Annotated in this window: 16 protein-coding genes; 11 read left to right on the top strand and 5 right to left on the bottom strand. The window is 52.0% G+C overall.

All coding sequences use genetic code 11. The annotated features are described in order from the left end of the window. Nucleotides 1-92 precede the first annotated feature (92 nt). Nucleotides 93-2,135: a peptidyl-dipeptidase Dcp gene (gene dcp / locus ACF2G4_RS05275; protein ID WP_409075645.1), complete on the top strand. Its 2,043-nt coding sequence runs from the start codon at nt 93-95 to the stop codon at nt 2,133-2,135. A 52-nt stretch (nt 2,136-2,187) separates the two neighbouring features. Here the strand turns inward: dcp and hpxO are convergent, their stop codons facing one another. Beyond that, nucleotides 2,188-3,345 carry an FAD-dependent urate hydroxylase HpxO gene (hpxO, locus tag ACF2G4_RS05270; protein ID WP_409075644.1) on the bottom strand — a complete coding sequence of 386 codons (1,158 nt, stop codon included), beginning with the start codon at nt 3,343-3,345 and terminating at the stop codon, nt 2,188-2,190. Between the two features lie 635 nt (nt 3,346-3,980). On the opposite strand from hpxO, the gene ACF2G4_RS05265 reads away from it, so the two are divergent. From ACF2G4_RS05265 to ampC, 3 genes are all read left to right on the top strand, one after another. Next, on the top strand, nt 3,981-5,168 hold the full coding sequence (locus ACF2G4_RS05265) for a glycosyltransferase family 4 protein (protein ID WP_409075948.1): 1,188 nt from the start codon (nt 3,981-3,983) through the stop codon (nt 5,166-5,168). Nucleotides 5,169-5,235: 67 nt separating this feature from the next. Beyond that, a complete protein-coding gene (locus ACF2G4_RS05260) occupies nt 5,236-5,487 on the top strand; it encodes a hypothetical protein (protein ID WP_309140149.1) in 252 nt (83 codons plus the stop codon). Between the two features lie 31 nt (nt 5,488-5,518). Next, a complete protein-coding gene (ampC, locus tag ACF2G4_RS05255) occupies nt 5,519-6,664 on the top strand; it encodes a class C beta-lactamase (RefSeq protein ID WP_409075643.1) in 1,146 nt (381 codons plus the stop codon). 152 nt (nt 6,665-6,816) lie between these two features. On the opposite strand, the gene ACF2G4_RS05250 is transcribed toward ampC, so the two are convergent. From ACF2G4_RS05250 to ACF2G4_RS05235, 4 genes are all read right to left on the bottom strand, one after another. Next, on the bottom strand, nt 6,817-8,652 hold the full coding sequence (locus tag ACF2G4_RS05250) for a glycoside hydrolase family 15 protein (RefSeq protein ID WP_409075642.1): 1,836 nt from the start codon (nt 8,650-8,652) through the stop codon (nt 6,817-6,819). 63 nt (nt 8,653-8,715) lie between these two features. Continuing rightward, entirely contained in the window at nt 8,716-9,609 is an 894-nt protein-coding gene (locus tag ACF2G4_RS05245) for an SDR family oxidoreductase (protein WP_215846803.1), read from the bottom strand. A gap of 265 nt (nt 9,610-9,874) precedes the next feature. Further along, nucleotides 9,875-10,417, bottom strand: coding sequence for a cysteine hydrolase family protein (locus ACF2G4_RS05240; protein WP_409075641.1), 543 nt, complete (start codon nt 10,415-10,417; stop codon nt 9,875-9,877). 84 nt (nt 10,418-10,501) lie between these two features. Then, the gene (locus ACF2G4_RS05235; protein WP_332628016.1) at nt 10,502-11,536 is read right to left on the bottom strand and encodes a LacI family DNA-binding transcriptional regulator; all 1,035 of its coding nucleotides are present in this window, start codon (nt 11,534-11,536) and stop codon (nt 10,502-10,504) included. Between the two features lie 230 nt (nt 11,537-11,766). On the opposite strand from ACF2G4_RS05235, the gene ACF2G4_RS05230 reads away from it, so the two are divergent. From ACF2G4_RS05230 to ACF2G4_RS05200, 7 genes are all read left to right on the top strand, one after another. Then, nucleotides 11,767-12,795, top strand: a complete 1,029-nt coding sequence (locus ACF2G4_RS05230; protein ID WP_215846805.1) for an ABC transporter substrate-binding protein — start codon at nt 11,767-11,769, stop codon at nt 12,793-12,795. An 80-nt stretch (nt 12,796-12,875) separates the two neighbouring features. Next, entirely contained in the window at nt 12,876-15,104 is a 2,229-nt protein-coding gene (locus ACF2G4_RS05225; protein WP_332628014.1) for an iron ABC transporter permease, read from the top strand. Next, nucleotides 15,101-16,156, top strand: coding sequence for an ABC transporter ATP-binding protein (locus ACF2G4_RS05220; protein WP_243077925.1), 1,056 nt, complete (start codon nt 15,101-15,103; stop codon nt 16,154-16,156). Before ACF2G4_RS05225 ends, ACF2G4_RS05220 begins: the two co-directional genes overlap by 4 nt. A 23-nt stretch (nt 16,157-16,179) precedes the next feature. After that, on the top strand, nt 16,180-16,977 hold the full coding sequence (locus tag ACF2G4_RS05215) for an inositol monophosphatase family protein (protein WP_409075640.1): 798 nt from the start codon (nt 16,180-16,182) through the stop codon (nt 16,975-16,977). A gap of 365 nt (nt 16,978-17,342) precedes the next feature. After that, nucleotides 17,343-17,831, top strand: coding sequence for a (2Fe-2S)-binding protein (locus ACF2G4_RS05210; protein WP_409075639.1), 489 nt, complete (start codon nt 17,343-17,345; stop codon nt 17,829-17,831). Further along, nucleotides 17,828-18,820 (top strand): xanthine dehydrogenase family protein subunit M, encoded by a 993-nt coding sequence (locus ACF2G4_RS05205; protein ID WP_332628006.1) that lies wholly within the window; start codon nt 17,828-17,830, stop codon nt 18,818-18,820. The genes ACF2G4_RS05210 and ACF2G4_RS05205 overlap by 4 nt, the downstream gene beginning before the upstream one ends. Then, a complete protein-coding gene (locus ACF2G4_RS05200; RefSeq protein WP_409075638.1) occupies nt 18,817-21,204 on the top strand; it encodes a xanthine dehydrogenase family protein molybdopterin-binding subunit in 2,388 nt (795 codons plus the stop codon). Before ACF2G4_RS05205 ends, ACF2G4_RS05200 begins: the two co-directional genes overlap by 4 nt. Nucleotides 21,205-21,257 lie beyond the last annotated feature (53 nt).

The following is a 21,257-nucleotide window of genomic DNA, read 5'->3' as shown; positions in this document are numbered from 1 at the left end:
TCAGTAGAAAATTGTCTACGTTGTTCAAGCAACAACAACCTGTCAGGATGCTGTTTGCGATGATGTGTTGTATTGGCCCTCCAGGAGCGACTATGAACGCCCGACAAAACCCTTTCTTTAGCGTCAGCGATTTACCGTATCAGGCACCGCCCTTTGATCAGATCGAGCAGCACGATTTTTTACCTGCTTTGCAAGCCGGTATTGAAGAGAAGCGCCAGGAAGTATTGGCGATAGCCAACAATAAAGATGAGCCAACCTTTCTGAATACCTACGAAGCGCTGGAACGGAGCGGCCAGTTTTTAAGCCGCGTCAATTTAGTGTTTGGTGCGATGACCGCGGCGCATACCAACGATTATTTGCAACAGATCGATGAAGAGATCGCGCCGCAACTCACTGCGCTGAATGATGAAATTATGCTGAACCGTCCGCTGTTTGCTCGACTCGATGCGGTTTATCAACAGCGTGCCAAACTGGATGCCGAATCCAGGCGTTTGGTTGAAGTCACCTGGCAGCACTTTCAGCTGGCGGGGGCTAATCTGCCGGAAGCACAGAAGCACACGCTTAAAGCGCTGAATCAGGAAGCCGCCAAACTTAGCACGCAATTCACCAACAAATTATTGGCCGCAACCAAAGCGGGCGGTTTAGTGATTAACGATCTTCAGCAGCTTGACGGTTTAGGTGCTGCCGACCTCGCTGTGGCGCAAGCGGCAGCCAAAGCGCGCGGTCTGGAAAATGCCTGGCTGCTGGTGTTGCAAAACACCACGCAGCAACCCGCTTTGCAGAACCTGAAACAGCGCGATACGCGTCATGCCCTGTTCCAGGCTGCGTGGACGCGCAGCGAAAAGGGCGATGAAAACGATACGCGTGAAGGGGTGTTGCGTTTGGCGCAGGTCCGTGCAGAACAGGCAAGGCTGCTCGGTTTTGCCAGCTATGCAGCCTGGCAATTGCAGGATCAGATGGCGAAAACCCCGGATGCGGCCTTTGCCTTTATGCGTAATATCGTGCCGGCTGCGCGTGCCCGAGCCGAACGCGAAGCCGCTGCGATTCAACAGACAATTGATCAGCAACAGGCTGATTTTACGCTTAGCGCCTGGGACTGGAGTTTCTACGCTGAGCAAGTGCGTCATGCGCAATACGATCTGGATGAGAGCCAGATAAAACCCTACTTTGAGCTCAACAATGTGCTGGAAAAAGGGGTGTTCTGGGCAGCGACGCAGCTGTTTGGCATCACTTTTTCTGAGCGTCACGACTTGCCGGTTTATCACCCTGACGTGCGGGTTTATGAAATTTTTGATGCAGATAACCAGCCAATGGCGCTGTTTTACACCGATTTCTTCAAGCGTGACAGCAAAGGGGGTGGCGCGTGGATGAGCAATTTCGTCAATCAATCGACGTTGCTCGATAGCAAGCCGGTGATTTACAACGTCTGCAACTACACCAAACCGCCCGCTGGCGAACCGGCGCTACTGAGCTGGGACGAAGTTATCACGCTGTTCCATGAATTTGGTCACACGCTGCACGGCTTATTTGCAACCCAGCGTTATCCGAGCCTCTCTGGCACCGCCACGCCGCGTGACTTCGTCGAGTTCCCTTCACAAATTAATGAACACTGGGCCAGCGAAACCGCGGTTTTCCGCAATTTTGCGCGTCACTATCAAACCGGCGAAGCGATGCCCGCCGAACTGCATGAGAAAATCGTGCGTGCTGAGAAGTTCAACAAAGGGTATGACATGAGTGAATTACTGGCAGCCGCGCTGCTGGATTTGCACTGGCATAGCCTGAACGGCAGCAATAGCCCAAAATCAGTTGATGGTTTTGAACAGCAGGCGCTGCAAAGCGATAATCTGGCGCTCGCCGCCGTACCCCCGCGCTATCGCTCCAGCTACTTTCAACATATTTGGGGAGGAGGGTATGCAGCAGGTTATTACGCTTATATCTGGACGCAAATGCTCGCTGACGATGGCTTCCAATGGTTTGTCGAGAATGGCGGGTTAAATCGCGAAAATGGGCAGATATTCCGTGAAAAAATCCTGTCTCGCGGCAACAGCAGTGATCTGAAAAAACTGTATGAAAATTGGCGTGGCGGCGAACCGCAGATCGAACCGATGTTAAAAAATCGCGGTTTAGCTGAGTAAGGCAAGGGCGGTCGGCTTTCGAGCCAATCGCCCTTTATCGATGATCCCGTGATTAACCGAGTGGACCGCCTTCGATGGTTTCACACATTCCCGCTAATACGCGTTCACCCGTCTCTTTTTTCAGCGATTGATACCATTCAGCCGTCACGACCGGATCTTTGCCGTGCGTGACATCGCAACGCTTACGCGCTTTCAGCACTAAATCCTTTACTCGCTCAACTCGCCGCGACTGATAGCGCAGCAATGCATCTTCTATACCCAGCGAGTGTGATGCCAGCGTTGAAGCAAGGACAATGGCATCTTCCATAGCTGCACATCCGCCCTGGCCAATGTCGGGAGTGGTGCTGTGTGCCGCATCCCCTAACAGCGCCACCCGACCTTTAACGAAACTGCTAAAAGGTTCGATATCATGAATTTCAACCCGATTGGTGGTCTCTGGATTAATCGTCGCGATCAGCTTCTGTACCGGTTCAGCCCAGCCGCTGAAATAACCTCGCAAATCATCTTTAAGGGTAGTGCGATCTTCGGGTAAGCCTTTCGGTAATGGCACATCAAAGAAGAAGTAGAAGCGGTTACCGCTAACAGGCATCAGTGAAACACGTTTGCCTTCACCGACAAAAGTGGTCCACTGATCGGCTGGCGCAATGGATTCATCAATTTCAACTAAACCATTCCAGTTAACATAGCCGGCGTAACGCCGTTCTGGCGCCTGCTCGACGACATATTGGCGGATCACGGAATGCGTACCATCAGCAGCAATCAGGAAATCTCCGCTTACCTGGCTGTTATCGTCAAAGGTCGCAATCACGCCATTTTCGCTCTGCTCAACCTGAATAACGCGTTTACCAAAGTTAATGCGCGTGCGCCCATAAGTATCAATCAGCATTGCTTGCAGTTCTGCGCGTGCAACCGGGTAAGGGTATTCACCAACCTGTTGCACCAGCGGCGACATGCTAAAGCGCGTTAGCGTGGTGCCTGAAGCGAAATCGTTATAGGCCATATAAGCCATATTTCCACCCAGCGCCCGCAGCGCCTCTTTCATCCCTAAGGCATTTAAACACTTCACGCCATTTGGCCAGATGGAAATTGCCGCGCCTACCGGTTTTATCTCTTTGACCGCTTCATAGACTGCCGTTTCATAACCCGCTTTTTCCAGTGCAATCGCAGTACTCATTCCGCCGATACCGCCACCAATCACAATCGCTTTCATATTTATCTCCTGTCATCTGAAGATATCTTTGCAACTTTTGTACCAATGCCGAGAACACCGTATCCGTAAAAATTAAACGTAATAAAATGAGTAAGATAATGGCAAATTTAAATTGATGAGACACGCTGATGCACGTTTAAGAGGCACTGATTTGCTCTGATATGGTGCACTTAAAATCATTAAACGCGCTGTTTGCACCTTTTGTTTCATCAAAGTGGCGCGAGAAAAGCAAAATCGCTGAAACGTTAGTTAAATAATCTGTATGTAATTTTGATATTTTCCGGCACGATAATTTATCTGTTTAAAAATAATCATTAAATCAAGGTCGGCCTGCGAGTTAACTTAACGTAATGAGGATTTATTCATCACTGCGTTAATAGCGGTAAGGATAAATAAAGGGCATTAATGAATTTAATTAATCAAGCAGTTACTGATTTTTTTATGAATGATCGGGACTTATTTTCTGCGGGATATCTTAAATTAACGCAAGAAAGCGACTTTGTTATTAAATTGTGAATGATTAATCTTTTTAGATGATTTCCTTTGGTGGGTTTTTTTAAGAAGTTCCGTAGGTTCTCGCTTTCTCGTCTCATGATATATATCAACGTAGGAAACACTGGGCTCGGAAGAAAATGATGAAAATAGGCATAACCAATAACCAATATCCGGAGCGGCGTAATATTATTGTTAACCCGGATAACACATATCTAAATCTAAAAAAGCACAATCTCTTTTACTTCCTCAATCCTTTTCGCACGCGCATTCTTCAAAAGAATAAAACTTTTGTGTTTTTACCGCTTCCCTTATTGGCACGACAGCAGCCAGATATTTTGCACTTATTCAATGAAGTCGCGATAACCCGCCGAAAATGGTTAGCGACTTTTGAAACCGAATTACCCCGCGTGTTGCCTGTCGCAGGAGTCGCTAAACACGATAATCCTGAACTAAAGCGTTTGATTCCCCACGTATTAAAAGACAACTGCTTCGGATTAATCGCTATTTCAGATGCCACGCTGAACATTCAGATGAAGCTCTTTCAACATAAACCTGATATTGCAAAGCGTATGCGAGCCAAGACGGTGGTGCTTCATCCACCGCAAAAATTGTTTTGCCAACAAAAAATTCCACGTTCCCCAGGGAAATTGCGCCTGGTTTTTGCGGGCGGTGAGTTTTATCGCAAGGGCGGTGCTGAAGTCGTACTGGCAATAACGCAATTGCTGGATGAGAAAAAGATTGATGAGTCACAATTAGAGGTGCAGTTAATTGGTGATCTCACTAAGCGCCATAACATTGCGCATCGGCAATATCAGGACAATGAAGAGTTTTATCGCAGTATTGAAAACCGTATACAGCGCTATCGCTGTTTTAAACATCAAACCCGCATGGATAATGCCGCGCTAATGGCGCTGTTTCGCCACAGTGATGTCGGTTTGCTGCCCACCTGGCAAGAGACTTACGGCTTTTCCGTGCTGGAAATGCAATCCAGTGGCTGTCCGGTAATAACCAGTAATGTGCGCGCTTTACCTGAAATTAACCCTCCTGGCGCGGGCTGGTGTATTGGTGGGGCCTTAAATGATGACCGTGAATACAGTATCTCCAGCGTCACTGAAAAAGACCACCTGCGTCAGGCATTGATTAATGCATTAAAACGCACGCTGATGGATATTATTGAAGATCCCACCATCGCCCATAAAAAAGGTGAGGGCGCCATTACACGTATCAGAGAGCAACATTGTCCGCTGCGTTATATTCACCAACTCAACGATATTTATCACCGTGGCGTAGCAGAATTTGTGCGTCATCCGCCGATGATCTCAATTTGATAAGATTTCTCTGACGTGACGTTGTGCATTGACCATACTTAATGCAGCGTTCATCTGGAGAACCATCATGAAATCTATCCTAAGCCTTAGCCTGCTGCTGTCCGCATTTCTGTTCAGCAGCGCCTTCGCTCAAACCGCCGCTGTGTTTCCTTCTCGTGCGCCTCTTGCCCAACTCACACCCATTGCGGCTAAATGTGACGTTTCAGCCTGTCAAACCAACTGCTATGTAGAACGTTCACAATGTAATACCCGGAATAACAGCTCCTGCAGTTCACAGGCACAAATATGCGTGCAATCATGCGCATCTCAATGCAAATAATTTGATTCAGTGAAGAAACGAATAATCGCTAATGAAAAAGCTGCTCTCTTTGGTCTTACTTTTCTCTCTTTCGCCCTGCAGTGTTGTCGCCTCACCCGATTTGACGTCACAGCAGGTCACTCTGTTGGTCCAACAAACCATCGAACCGCTGCTGAAGCAACAGGCGATCCCTGGCATGTCGGTAGCGGTGCTTTATAAAGGCCGCGCGCAGTACATTAATTTTGGTCTGGCCGATGTTGAATCAGGCCGGGCGGTTACGGAAAACACCATTTTTGAATTAGGTTCCGTGAGCAAAACCTTTACGGGTGTGTTGGCCAGCGTGTTGATACGCAACGGCGACTTGCGTCTTACTGAGCCAGTGAAAAAATACTGGCCGGAACTTTCAGGCGCGCAATGGCAAAACATCAGAATGTTGCATCTCGCGACCTATACGGCTGGCGGATTGCCTTTGCAGCTTCCTGATACTGTTACCGATCAGGCTTCGCTGCTGAGCTATTACCAAAACTGGCAGCCACAAGCGGCACCGGGCACGATTCGCCAGTACTCCAACGCCAGTATTGGCTTGTTTGGTTACTTGATGACCAAAGGCCGCTTCGAAGAAGCAATGATCAAAAGTGTGTTTCAGCCTCTGCGTTTGACGCGAACCTTCTTTACCGTACCGAAAACCATGATGTTTGATTACGCATGGGGCTACAAAAATGGCCAGCCGATACGCGTTTCACCCGGCATGCTCGACGCTGAAGCCTATGGGATAAAATCGTCGGCACGCGATATGCTCACCTTTATGCAGGCGAATGCCAATCCCAACGGCTTATCATCCGGTAATACGCTGCTGCGAAACGCCATCATGACATCACAGTCACGCTACTTTGAAACCGGTTTAATGTTCCAGGGTTTGGGATGGGAAATTTATAACTGGCCGGTTGCTGTGCAAACGTTGGTGGATGCCAGCGACAACAACGTGGCGTTATCAGCACAACCAACAAAAATGGTAACGCCTGCGGGACCGACCGATCGCGCTTCATGGGTTCATAAAACGGGCGCCACCAATGGGTTTGGGGCTTACATCGCTTTTATTCCAGCACGCAACACCGGCATTGTGATGCTGGCTAATAAAAATTATCCCAATCCAGAACGCGTCAAAGCGGCATTTCACATTCTGGAAGCGCTGCAGTAAAAAAACGCCAGCCCACTTAACGCGGCTGGCGAGTCGTTGCATTGCATTTTGTTGGGGTCGCCTTTCTCACAGAGTGGAAGACACATCATGCGCGATTTGCAGCGCGCGGCACGCTTCACCCACTCAGTGAAATCACCGAGCATGTAAGCCGGTCATTCTGACTGCGTCTGCTCTTTTTGATGTTCAGTAATCGCCTGCGCTGCACAAATTAATGCCAGATGACTCAATCCTTGCGGCATGTTGCCGCGCCAGCTATTGCTGTGGACATCAAACATCTCATTAAAAATATCAACGTTACCGTGTTGGTTTAACGCAGCAAGAATGTCGGTCATCGTCTCTTTTGCTCGCTCAATTTCACCCAGCGCAGCCCAGGCTTCAGCCAGCCAAAATGAACAGGCGAGAAAAGTACTCTCCTCTTTTTCTACGCCGCTGTAGCGATAGAGCATGGCGGTGTCCTTGCCTAACTCTTTTCTGATTGCGCAGTAAGTTGACAGCATACGTTCAGGATTGACTGTGTTGCCGTAGTGATGCACCAACCCCAGGGAGGCATCGAGACGCGCTTCGCAGCCAACGTAAAACAGGTAAGCCTGTTTCTTCTCCGACCAACAATGCGTTTCTATCCAGTCGCTAATGCGATCACGCTCGCGCCGCCAACGCTCAACCCAGGTGGGTTCAATTTGCTTGCTCTCTGCCATGGCGACAGCCTGATCAAGCGCCAGCCAGCACGCCATTTTCGAGTGGGTATAATGCTGCTTTTCTGGCAGCTCCCAGATACCGGCATCCTTCTGACGCCAATTATCAGCACAGCAGTTAGCCAGTTCGCCCAACATGCGCGACGTAGTGAGATCCAAAACGTGTCCCGCTTTGATGAACAGCCGGGCCGTTCCCAACATGTCACCGTACATACTTAACTGGAGTTGATCGCGCGCATTATTCCCCACGCGAACCGGCAGTGAATCCTGGTATCCCGCTAATTCGGGATAGCGCTCTTCAGGCACAATATCGCCTTCAAGCGTATAGCAGGCACGTAATCTCACCCCATGACGAATAATGGTTTTCGACAGCCAGGAAAATGCGGCTTTACAATCTTCGAGCGCACCCAGATAGACAAACGCTTTAATGATCAGGCAAGCATCACGTACCCATGCAAAGCGATAATCATAATTTTTTTCGCCGCCGATGCCTTCAGGGAGGGACGTGGTCGCCGCCGCAGCTAACGCCCCGGTCGGGGAGTACCAGAGAAATTTCAGCGACAGGGCGGAGCGTTTTACTAATTGCGGAAAACTGCCGTCATAACTCAGGCTTTCAACCCAGTCGCGCCAGGCGATATCGCTGGTATCGATGCGGTTATCGATTGCCGAAAGTTCAGGCACCGCCAGCGGTTCATTTTCACTGATTAACAGTGCGCAGAGTGAGCTTGAGCCAGGTGAGGTGCGCAGTTTCCCGGTGAGTTTTTCATCATCTAAATGATCAATATCGATATCTTCGCTGGTACGCACCATCGCCAACACATTGGCAATGTGAAAAACCTTGCCCTGATCGCTTTCTGCAATCCACGGCGAGCGGGTTTCAGCCGCTGTACCAAAGCGCAGACGAACAATCAGTTCGACATGGCCTTCAACACCTTCTATGCGCCGTGCCAGCTCGCTCCAGGGCAGGCGACCTGCCAGCGTGCTGTTAATCGATTCGGTGAGCAGTACGCTGCCCGCATCGGTTTCAAAGCGCGTTTCTAAAACGTTACTGTTTTCACGATACTGGCGCGATACGCGATAAGGTGCGTTAGGAACGATTTGAAAATAGCCGCCGATATTAGGATCGAGCAGTCGGTCAAACAGCGGAGTGGAATCCAGATTGGGCGCACTCCACCAGTCTATTGAACCGTCAGGCGCTATCAGCGCCACTGAGCGTCCTTCACCAATGGCGGCATAATCGCCTAGCCCGGCAAAGCCATTGTCTCGGGTTGGAGAGTCGAAAATCTGGTTTTCCATAATCATCCTGGTATACGAAAAACAGAAAAATGGCCGCATAATGCGGCCACATTGGGCGTTTAATTACAGTGTGCCGGTACCGCCATCGGTGCACCAGACTTGTCCTGAAGTGTAGCTGGATTCCGTTGAGGCCAGCGTGACATACAGTGGGGCGATCTCAGCCGGTTGACCCGGGCGGCCCAGTGGCGCTGACGCACCAAACTGTTTAATTTTTTCTTGCGGCTGACCACCGCTGGTTTGCAATGGCGTCCAGAAAGGTCCCGGTGCCACAGCATTCACGCGAATGCCTTCCTCGCCAAGCTGCTGCGCAAGGGATTTAGTGAACGCCACGATACAGGCTTTAGTTTGTGCATAATCCAGCAAAATTTCGCTGGGTTTAAATGCCTGAACAGAAGAGGTGTTAATAATACTGGCACCGCGCGGTAAATAATCCACTGCCGCTTTCGTGATCCAAAACATCGCATAGACGTTGGTTTTAAACGTAGCGTCAAAATCTTCTGTACTTAACGTACGAATGGATTCATTAAACTGCTGGCGACCCGCGTTATTGACCAAAATATCCAGGCCACCTAATTGTTCTACCGCGTCTTTAACCAGTTTCTGGCAAAACTCTTCACTACGAATATCCCCAGGAATAGCGATAGCTTTACGGCCTTCCGCCTGAATCAGCTTAATCACTTCAGCTGCATCAGATTCCTCAGCAGGTAAATAGTTGATCGCCACATCCGCACCTTCTCGTGCATAGGCAATCGCTACGGCGCGACCAATACCCGAATCACCGCCCGTGATCAGCGCTTTACGGCCAGTAAGGCGTCCAGTGCCGCGATAGCTGGTTTCACCATGGTCGGGAACCGGTACCATTTTGCTGGCTAAACCCGGTACATCTTGTGATTGTTCTTCAAAGGGTGGTTTTGGATATTCGTTCAAATCGAGGGTTTTATTGGTTGGCGTTGTCATATCTGGCTCCTTGAACTTTGCTATCTGAGAATATAAGCCTGGCACAAAGGTGATATTTGTCACATCCAACAGGCGACTATTTAGACAGTTAGCTAAATTTGATAACGTAACGAAATGAGACTATTTAAATAAGCGGAGCGACTATTTGGAATTGAGGTAGGGCAATAAGGGGTTATTTCAATAAGAAAGGGTATTGCAAGAAAAAGTATAACAAAATATGAATGGTGCCTTTATTTTAGAGGGCGGTTTACCCTCTGTTTGGTTATTAAAAAATATAGGTTTTAGTCAAACAGGTTTTAACAAAGGGCCCCGATAACGTGTCATTGTGGTGGGCAATAATCGCCTCGGCAGGAATGACTTTAGAATCGGTCGTGGTGTGCGCATCGGCGATCAGCACCACGCTGTATCCGGCATCTGCAGCAGCCCGACAGGTCGTATCAACACAAAATTGGGTTTTCATGCCAACAATAACCAGTTCATTGATGTCGCGCGCTTTGAGTTTTTGATGCAAATCGGTATCCCGGAAGCAGTTGGGGAAGCGCTTGATAAACACCTCATCTGAATTGGGTTCAACCTGTAGCTCCTCAATCAGATGGGTAATCGGATTGTTAGGATCAAAAGGGGAACCGGCGGGCCCGGTATGCCTGGCGGCAAATACTGGTGCACCCGCAGCCCGCGCTTTTGCGATCAACTGATTGATGTTCGCCAGCACTTCAATGCTATTGAAAGGATCTTCGCTGCCGTAAAACAGCGCATTTTGCATATCAATAATCAGCAAAGCTTTGGAACAAAAGGGGGAAGATTCCATCTCTACTCTCCGTTAATGCCTGCTGGGCCGGCGTTCTCACCCCAACCAAAACAGGGGGGCTTGCGGTTTTGCCTGGTTTTTTATTCAACCGCCACGTACTGAACCGCGCCATTTCACCTCTGCTTCATACATCCGGCTGTCACTTTGCTGTTCCGATCGCAGTAGAAGGGTGTGATCCTGCTGTTCAGCGTCAATCAGCCACTGCACCGCATCGCGGGCAAAGCGCTCCACAGGCTGCGCAAAGGTGGTGAGGTTATAGGATGACCAGCCCGCCTGCGTAATGTTGTCATAGCCGACGATGCATAAATCTTCGGGGATTCTCAACGAGAAGCGATGGCGTGCTTCATCCATAAAACCACAAGCAATGAGATCGGTAACGCAAAAAACCGCATCCGGACGATTGTCGCGAGTCAGCAACCGATGCGCCAGGATCTGGCCGCTTTCATAAGAGGTCGTCCCAAAGCGTTCTACTGTGACCGGTAAGTTTGCTTTGTCTGCTGCGGCAAGGAAATCCTTTTCACGCTTCATCAGGCTGGGCGTTCCCGCCAGGGAATTAGCAAAAGCCAGGTGACGACATCCGGCGCGTAAAAAAGCCATCACTGCCATCTCAGCCGCAGAGCGTGAATCGAGATTAATACTCAACGAACCCGGCAACGATTCATCGCGATTGATCAGCACCAAATGTTGTCCATGCTTTGAACAGAGGCGGGTAATGGCGCTGTCGGGCATGCCGGAAAGAATAATCGAGGCATCAGCGCGAAAATTAATTGCCTGCTGCAACGCGGCAGAAACGCTGTCATCAGAGCGATCGGTATTAATTAACATGGCAATTTTGCCCGCTTCCTGCAGAAACTGGGTTAGCCAGCGCACCAGATTGGCACGATAGGGCGTATCAACCTCAGACGCGATCAAACAAACGATACCGCTTCGATTGCGCACCAGCCCGCGCGCCAGATGATTGACGTGATACCCCAACTCCTCGGCGGCCTTCAAAACACGGGCGCGGGTCGCTTCTGAAACGCTGGCACCGGGTGTGTAGGTACGCGAAACGGCGGAGCGAGAAACGCCCGCGCGTTCCGCGACGTCCTGCGCGCTCACTACCCATTTGTCATTGTTCATCAACACATTTCCACCCGCAAAAGACTCGCCTGTTTAATGATGCAATAAGTCTGCCTCAGATTGCAAAGCTGTGCAAAAAACAATTTCACCATAATGTTTAATATTTGTGACATCGCCTAACAATTGCACAACAAGCGGATTGACAGCGTGTTGCCGCTTCTCTACTAATTTGCACACACGTGCAAAAAAAGGTGCCAGTGAAGCGCCACCCTACACATCAGGAGAACATCATGCGTTACTCATCGCTCGCCGCCGTTCTGGTTTTAAGTAGCTCGACGCTGTCCTTTTCTGCCTATGCAGCCGGTAATCTCAATATGATTTGCTCCGCAGACGTGGTGGTTTGTGAGCAGATGACACGCATCTTCAGCCAGTCACATCCCGATATAAAAGTCAGTATGGTCAGGCTTTCAGCCGGTGAAGCCTATGCGCGTATCCGTAGCGAAGCTCGCAACCCGAGAACCGATATTTGGTGGGCGGGCACCGGCGATCCCCATATGCAGGCCGCAGAAGAGGGGTTGTCGCAGCCTTATAAGTCACCGTTATTAGACCAACAGCAGGATTGGGCAAAAAAACAGGCGGAGATTTCAAATTATCGCACCGTGGGCATTTATGCGGGCGCGTTAGGCTGGGGCTATAACACCAAATTACTGGCCGATAAAAAGCTCAAAGAGCCGAAGTGCTGGGCCGATCTGCTCGACCCCGCGTTCAAAGGCGAAATCCAGATTGCTAACCCGAACTCATCCGGCACCGCCTACAACACCCTGGCGACGCTGGTGCAGATCATGGGTGAAGACAAGGCGTTCGATTACCTGAAAAAACTCAACGCCAATATTTCGCAATATACCAAGTCAGGTTCTGCGCCGGTAAAAGCGGCGGCACGTGGCGAAACGACGATTGGTATTGTGTTTATGCATGATGCGGTGGCGATGCAGGTTGATGGGTTCCCGATTAAATCTGTCGCGCCCTGTGAAGGTACCGGTTATGAGATTGGCTCAATGTCGATCATCAAAGGCGCGCGTAATCTCGCCAGCGCCAAAATCTGGTATGACTGGGCACTCAGCGCCGAGGCGCAATCACACATGAAAGAGGCAAAATCTTTCCAGCTACCGTCTAATCGCAGTGCTGAAATCTCGGAATACGCACCGCGTTTTGAAAACATCAAGCTGATCGATTACGACTTCAAAACCTACGGTGATTCAGCGAAGCGCAAAGCGCTGTTAGGACGCTGGGATAAAGAGATTGGATCCAGCGCACAGTAATGCTCCGGTGCGACACGCCGAACACTGAACAGCGGTGGCCTGAGCCTGATTTCCGCTTCCTTACAGGGTCGAGGTAATTCATGAATGCGTATAATCGCCGCTTAAGCGGCGTACTGATCGCGGGCGCTATCGCGCTGACGTTGCTGCCGTGGTATAGCCTTGAAAATGGTTTTTTCGATGGCGGCTGGCTAACGACGTTATGGGGCGATGCTGCCAGCGCGCCCGCGCTATGGCAGATTGTTACGTTTGAACATCCGTGGCTGGCTATCGCAACCGGGCTATTTTTACTTTGCGGAGCCAGTTGCCTGTTGCCTTCAGGACAGACGCGAAGTTTGCTGTTGCTGGGTCTGAGCGCAGTCGGCGTCGCTTATCTGGTTGTCGAGGGGCACGCGATCGGTTACAGCGGCTGGAACTGGATCTGGCTGGAAAATCTGCTTGGCCCGCTGGCGCAAGGCCAACCCGCAATGGGCGCAGGCGCGCTGCTGCTGCTGACCGTTTTTTTGCTTATTTTCTCGTTTGCGCTGGCTGAGCGTGGCGTGCTGCGGGGCGATGCATTTGTCGTGGCATCCATTGTTTTGCTGGTGGCGCTGGTCACGACCTTTGTGCTGTATCCCGTGCTGAGCCTGTTTGTGGCCTCGGTGCAGGATATTGACGGCAGCTTTAAACCCGATGGCCTGATCAACAATATGCAAGATCCCTCAATCTGGAGCTTGTCATGTCTGGCTGGTGGCACCTGCGGCACCGCCTGGCGCACCTTGTGGCTGGCTCTGATGACCGCCAGCGGATCCACGTTGCTGGGATTGGCCTTTGCGCTGGCAGCCACGCGTACGCCGCTGCCGTGTAAAAAAGCGCTGCGCATGCTGACCATTCTGCCCATCATCACGCCGCCATTTGTGATTGGTCTGGCGTTGATTCTGTTATTTGGCCGTTCGGGCGTCGTCACTGCGCATCTCGCCACGCTGTTTGGTATTGAACCCGGCCGCTGGTTATATGGCTTAACCGGTATCTGGATTGCGCAGGTGCTCTCCTTTACCCCTATTGCTTTTCTGGTACTGATTGGGGTGGTGGAGGGCGTCAGTCCTTCTCTGGAGGAAGCGTCACAAACTTTACGCGCTAATCGTTGGCGCACCTTCAGCCGGGTTTCGCTGCCGCTGATGGCGCCGGGTCTGGCAAATGCCTTCTTAATTAGCTTTATCGAAAGCATGGCGGACTTTGGTAATCCGATGGTGTTGGGTGGCAGTCACGGCGTGCTTTCAACCGAGATTTTCTTCTCGGTTGTCGGTGCACAAAATGATCCGAGCCGCGCGGCGGTACTGGCGATGATTCTGCTGGGCTTCACGCTGGCGGCATTCCTGATCCAGCGCCTGTGGCTGTCTGGCAAAAGCTTTGCCACCGTGACCGGCAAAGGTGATGGCGGCACACACGGTAAATTGCCCGCACCGGTACGTTACAGCGTGTATGGCCTGGTGATCCCTTGGGGCATTTTCACTCTGGTGATTTACGGCATGATCCTGATCGGCGGGTTCGTGCAATCCTGGGGGCTCAATAATAATCTCACCCTCGATCACTATATTCACGCCTTCAGCGTCAGCGTCAGTGATGGCAGCCTGATATGGAGCGGCGTGGCGTGGAACTCGTTCTGGACCACGCTGGAGATCGCCTTGATTGCTGCGCCGCTCACCGCCATTGTTGGCCTGCTTACCGCCTGGCTGATTGTACGGCAGAAATTTGCGGGGCGGCAGACGTTTGAATTCATGTTGATGTTGAGCTTCGCCATCCCCGGCACCGTTATCGGCGTCAGCTACGTCATGGCCTACAACTTGCCGCCGCTGGAAATCACCGGCACCGCGATGATCCTGATTGCCTGCTTCGTCTTCCGCAATATGCCGGTCGGCGTGCGTGGTGGCATTGCGGCCATGAGCCAGCTCGATAAAAGTCTTGATGAAGCTTCATTAACTCTGGGTGCCAACAGTTTCCGCACCTTACGCAAAGTGGTGCTGCCGCTGCTCAAACCGGCAATCAGCGCGGCGCTGGTGTATGCCTTCGTGCGCGCCATCACCTCCATCAGTGCCGTGATTTTTCTGGTCAGCGCCCAATACAACATGGCGACGTCTTACATCGTCGGGCTGGTTGAAAACGGTGAGTATGGCGTCGCCATTGCTTATTCATCCGTGTTGATTGTGGTGATGTTAGTCATTATCGGCGCGTTTCAGCTGCTGGTGGGCGAACGCCGCTTACGTCGCAGTACCCGCAGTGTGGACGTTCCCACGCCGCCCCCTTCGGTATTAACTCAGGAGCGAATCGTATGATCTCACCCGGATCGGTTGTTTTTGAACATGTCTCCAAACGCTTCGCCGGATTCACCGCGCTACCCGATCTCTCCTTAACGGTTGAGCCGGGTACGCTGGTCACGTTGCTGGGGCCTTCCGGCTGTGGGAAAACCACCACGTTGCGGCTGCTGGCCGGGCTGGAGCATCCCACCTCGGGCCGCATTTTGATTGGGGGTAAAGATGTTACGCAGTTGCCGGCCAACGAAAGGGATGTGGCGATGGTGTTTCAATCCTATGCGCTGTTTCCGCATATGAACGCCTTAGACAATGTCATGTACGGGCTGCTTTCCTCTGGGCTCACCAAGCGGGAAGCGCAGGATCGGGCGCGTGAAGGGTTGAAGCTGGTTGGGCTGGAGCATCAGGGAGAGCGGCTGCCCTCGGAGTTATCCGGTGGGCAACAGCAGCGTATCGCGGTGGCGCGAGCGTTGGTGCTGGAGCCGCAGGTGCTGTTACTGGATGAACCCTTATCCAACCTGGATGAACGGTTAAGAAGGCGAGTACGTACCGATATTCGTGATCTGCAACAGCGGCTGGGATTTACCGCTGTGTATGTGACGCACGATCAGGAAGAGGCGCTGGCGGTCTCTGACAAGATTATTGTCATGAAAGAGGGGAATATTGCTCAGCAGGGCGCGCCGGAAACGCTTTATCACTCGCCCAGCTCAGTCTTCATCGCTGACTTTATGGGAGAAGCTAACATTGTGCCCTGTGAAGTCGAACAGCTGGAAGGCAGCGAGGCGCTGGTCAGGATTGGTAGCCAGCAATATCGCATACGTGGAGAGGGCGCGCAGAAAGGTGCTGCGCAGCTGGCGGTGCGGCCGCAATTTATTACGTTACGCGGTGAAGGTACGGGCGCATTAAAAGGCGAAATTACCCATAGCACCTGGCTTGGCAATCACATTGAATATGAAGTGCAAACCGAACTGGGTTCGCTGTTTATCGTCGATTCAATGATGGAGCAACGGCTGGCGTTATCGACCCGCGTTGCCGTGGATTTTAAACCGCAGGGTTTGGCCCTGATCGCGCGTTAACCGGTTAACTTCAAGGAAAACCTATGGAACAGCAAAACAGTGAACTTTCCGCACGTCTGGCGTTAGCGGAAGCCGTGGCGCGCAGCGGCGGCGCGGTTGCCTTAGATTATTTCAATCGCCGCGAAACGCTGGTGATAGAAACCAAGCATGATTTGCAGGATGTGGTGTCAATTGCCGATCGCGAAGTGGAACAGCTGATCGCCGCCCGCATTCGGGACACGTTTCCCGACGACGGATTCCTCGGTGAAGAATATGGATTGCAGCCGGGAAGCTCGGCGTATACGTGGGTGGTCGATCCGATCGATGGCACCAGCCCATTTTTGAATGGCATGCCGAACTGGTGCGTGTCAGTGGCGGTACTGCATGAAGGCGTGCCGGTGATCGGCGTGATTTTCGCGCCTTTTTATCAGGAGTGTTACGTGGCGGCGTTGGGCCAGGGCGCGACGATGAATGGCCGCACATTACAGGTTGATGCTACGCGAACCTTACAAAATCATGTCACCGGTTTTGGGGCGAACAGCTATGTCAGCCCGGAAAAAGTTGGCGAAATCCTCGCGTCTCTGCTGGCTGCGGGGGGCAATTTTATTCGCATCGGTTCGGGTGCGCTGATGCTGGCGTGGGTAGCGGCAGGACGCGTCGTTGGCTATTACGAACCCTATATGCACGCCTGGGATTGCCTGGCGGGTTACTGTTTAGTGAAAGAGGCGGGCGGTTGGTATCATCCGTTTAATACCGAAGGCGAACGCATTACTAAGGGTGCGCAGGTTTTAGCGGTGGCACCGGGCGCCGAAGCCGATTTACGGCGCATTGCCGGTCTCTGACTCCTCGACACCGCAGGCCGTTAACCCCACCTGCGGTGTTCATTGACATCATCTTTGCGCCACTTCGATGCAAAGCGAGCGTCTCTTCTGTAAAGCTGCCCCTCCACCGCCGTAAAGACCATTACCCCGCTGTGCGATCACCTCCCGCTTAAATCATTTATTAGTTCAACTAAATAGGCTCATAAATGAATAGGCATAATGGCTAGAAATATTTCTGTTAGGATTTTTATTACACATCCTTGGTGTGGTTTTTGTGCTGCACAGTAAAAAGCACGCGACGAGAAGCTTGTCGGATTTTTTAATTTTAGCCGGTCGGTGTTTTACACCTTTATGGCCATTTCCCTTCACTGGACCAGGTAATCGCAATGTCTGAGAAAATAACTATTCAGTTGATGATCAACAATGAGACGCAACACCTGACTATTGATCCAAGGGTAACGCTGTTGGATGCGCTGCGTGAGCATTTGCAATTAACCGGTACCAAAAAGGGGTGCGATCAGGGTCAATGTGGTGCTTGTACTGTGCACGTAAACGGGCAGCGCGTATTGAGTTGTTTGACGTTAGCGGCACAAGCGCAAGGCGGGAAAGTCACCACTATCGAAGGGCTGGCGGATAAACAGGGCAAACTGCATCCGGTGCAATCCTGCTTTATGGCCAATGATGCCTTCCAATGCGGTTACTGCACGCCGGGCCAAATCATGTCTGCCGTCGCCTGCATCAAAGAGGGACACGCAGGTAGCGACGCTGAAATTCGGGAATATATGAGTGGCAATCTCTGCCGCTGTGGTGCGTACCCCCACATTGTTGAGGCGGTAAAACAGGCCGCAGCAGAAATGTCAGGGGATGCATCATGAATGAGTTTATCTTTAAAACCCCCGCCAGCGCCGACGAAGCCGTTAAGCTCAACGTGGCTGAATCCTCACGTTTTTTAGCTGGGGGGACCACGCTGCTCGACTTAATGAAATGCAACGTTGAAGCGCCGCCACAGCTGGTGGATATTTCCCGCTTAACCACGCTGCGCGACATCAATTTCAGTCACGATACTTTACGTGTGGGCGCCCTGGTTCGCATGAGCGAGCTGGCAGCAGATAAAGAGTGTCAACGTCTGGCACCTGCTATCTATGAAAGCCTCTGGCAGGCAGCCTCACCGCAAATCCGTAATATGGCGACCATTGGCGGCAATTTACGGCAGCGTACGCGCTGCGGCTATTTCCGCGATCCCGCTACGTTCCCCGCGTGTAACAAGCGTCAACCCGGATCGGGCTGCTCGGCAATTGAGGGAATCAATCGCGGTCACGCTATTTTAGGCGCCAGCGAAGCGTGCGTGGCGGTTTATCCGGGTGATTTGGCCGTGGCGTTAACCGCTTTTCAGGCGCAGGTGATCCTCCGCAATAGCCAACAGCAGGAACGTCGTGTACCGGTTGAAAAGTTCTTTCTGCTACCACGCGACACGCCACATCAAGAACATGATATTGCCGCCGACGAGATGATCGTCGGTGTAGAGGTGCCTTTGTCTGCCGCGTTACGGCAGTCTCACTATTTGAAAGTGCGCGATCGCGCATCTTATGAATTTGCGGCGGCCAGTGCGGCGGTGGGCGTTGAGATGCAAGGCGACATCATTAACGATGTGCACATTGCTATCGGCGGCGTGGCCACCAAACCCTGGCGTGCTTATGAAGTGGAAGATGCGTTGCGCGGTAAAGCCTTCAGTGAAGTGCTGATCCGTCAGGCATCCGAGTTGGCGGTGATTAACGCCAAAGCGCTGTCGCATAACCAAGCCAAAATTGTCCTGGTTCCGCGCGTCATCAGTCGGGCCTTATTAGCGGTAGGGAAGCCTTCATGAAAAATTACACTGACAAAACGCGCAGAAATTTGCTCAAGGCCACTGCCGCTGTATCGGTGATGGCCGCAGGAGGTCACCACGTGAAAAGCGTTCGTGCCGTACAACAACATCAACTGCCCCTTTCTGAACAGACGCCGCCTCAACAGGGTTTAGGTGCTGCGCCACAGCGTAAAGATGGCACGTTAAAAGTCAGCGGGCACGCCACGTATGCCGCTGAACATCAGGTTGAAAACGTGCTGTATGGCGTGGTAGTACAATCAACTGTCTCCAGCGGCCGCATAACGGCAATGGAGACACAGGCGGCCCGCCGCGCAGAAGGCGTACTGGCCGTTTATTCGCACCTCAATAGCCTGAAAATTAACAAACCGAGGTCGATTCCTGAGGGCGGTGCTGCCCAAACCACCTATCTCCCGATTCAGAACGATCGCATCATCCATAACGGGCAGAACATTGCCTTGGTGGTTGCAGAAACCTTTGAGCAGGCAACACATGCCGCCTCCCTGATTAAAGTGGCGTACGCCGAGACGCCTGCGCTGATTTTCCCGGAAGACAAAGGCGCTAAACCGCAGGATCAGGATTCGCTGACGATCACCATGGGAAATGCGCAGCAGGCAATGGAACAGGCCGAGGTGCGAATTAAAAATAAATTTATTACGCCGCGTGAATACAATCAGCCGATGGAACCGCACGCCTGTATCGCGCACTGGCAGGATGACAAGCTGACCGTGTGGGAACCGAGCCAATGGGTGGCGGGCGCGCGTACCGCCATTGCTGAATGGATGGGAATCGATATCAGCAAGGTTGAGATTATCTCGCCTTATGTTGGCGGGGGTTTCGGGTCAAAAGCGTCGCCTGCCACCCACGTTGCGCTCGCCTGCGTGGCCTCACGTGAACTGAAGCGTCCGGTGAAAGTCGCGCTAACGCGCCCGCAGACCTTTACCGGTTTTGGCGGCCGTGCGTCTACCCATCAATCTCTGGAGATGGGCGCAACGCGCGACGGTAAAATCACCGCCATTATCCATGATGGCTATAACGAAACGTCCCTTGATGATGTGTTTGCCGAAGGCACCAACCGTGTCACTGCGCGGATGTATGCGATTGAGAACGTGACCTCTCATCATCGCGTTGTCCCGATTAACACCGTGACGCCTGGATGGATGCGCGCGCCAGGTGAAAACCCCAGCGCGTTTAGCCTGGAAGTCAGCATGGATGAAATGGCCTATGCACTGAATATGGATCCGCTGGCGTTGCGCATAAAAAACTGGGCCGATCACGATTATCAACAGGGTAAACCCTGGAGTTCTCGCCAGCTGAAAGAGGCGTATCAAAAGGGCGCTGAAGCATTCGGCTGGAGTAAACGCAGTATGGAACCGCGTTCGATGCGCGAAGGGCGAGAGCTGATCGGCTGGGGAATGGCCAGTGGAACCTATCCAGTGAACCTGCAACCGGCGGAAGCGACTCTGGTTCTGCAACCGGATGGACACCTTACGGTGAAGAGCGCGGGGGCGGATATCGGGACCGGCACTTACACTATCCTGGCGCAGACCGCAGCCGATGTGCTGAAAATTCCTCAAGATCGTATTCAGGTTGAACTGGGCGATTCGCGCCTGCCGACAGCGGGCGTGGCCGGCGGGTCCCAGTTGGCAGGTAATCTCACTGCGGCCGTGTTTAAAACGGCGCTGGCGTTACGTGAACGTCTGTTCACGCTGGCCATCGAAACCCCTGATTCACCGTTGTTTGGCACACCGCGTGACAAGTTAGTGGTCATGGATAACGGCGTGGCGATGACTATGCGTCCCAACCGTAAAGTGACGTTTGAACAGTTGCTGTCACTAGCGGGTTTACCTTCGCTTGCACTTTCTGCTGATACCTTTAAAGGTAATGCCTCCGCTGAAGAGCGCGACAAAATGCTCAGCGCACTCAATACCATTACGCGCCCAGAAGATGTTTCGGCACATAGCTGGAGCGCGCTGTTTGTTGAAGTTCGCGTGGATGAAGACTTTGGCACAGTACGCGTGAAGCGTATGGTCGGTGCTTTTGACAGCGGAAGGCTCTATAACCCCGCGCTGGCACGCAGCCAGTGGATAGGGGGAATGGTGATGGGACTGGGGCAAGCGTTGTTGGAAGAAGGCACCCTTGATCCGCGTAATGGTCGGGTTATCAATAATAATCTCGCCGATTATTTGGTGGCGGTGAGTGCAGATGTGCCAGAAATCACTACGATTGATGTCGGTCAGCCAGATTACAAGGCTACAACGATGGGCGGCAAAGCGGTGGGTGAACTGGGTATTGTCGGCATGGCTGCGGCAATCAGTAATGCGGTGTTCCACGCAACCGGTAAGCGCGTACGTGAATTGCCCATCACCATGGAAAAACTGATTTGATTGGATACTGCGCGCAGGGCTTTTGCCTGCGCCTCGTTTGTGGCCTTTACCTC

This window comes from Pantoea phytostimulans, assembly GCF_046118715.1.
Classification (GTDB): Bacteria; Pseudomonadota; Gammaproteobacteria; order Enterobacterales; family Enterobacteriaceae; genus Pantoea; species Pantoea phytostimulans.
The sequence above is the reverse complement of the archived record's forward strand: the minus strand, read 5'-3'. Positions and strand labels throughout refer to the sequence as shown.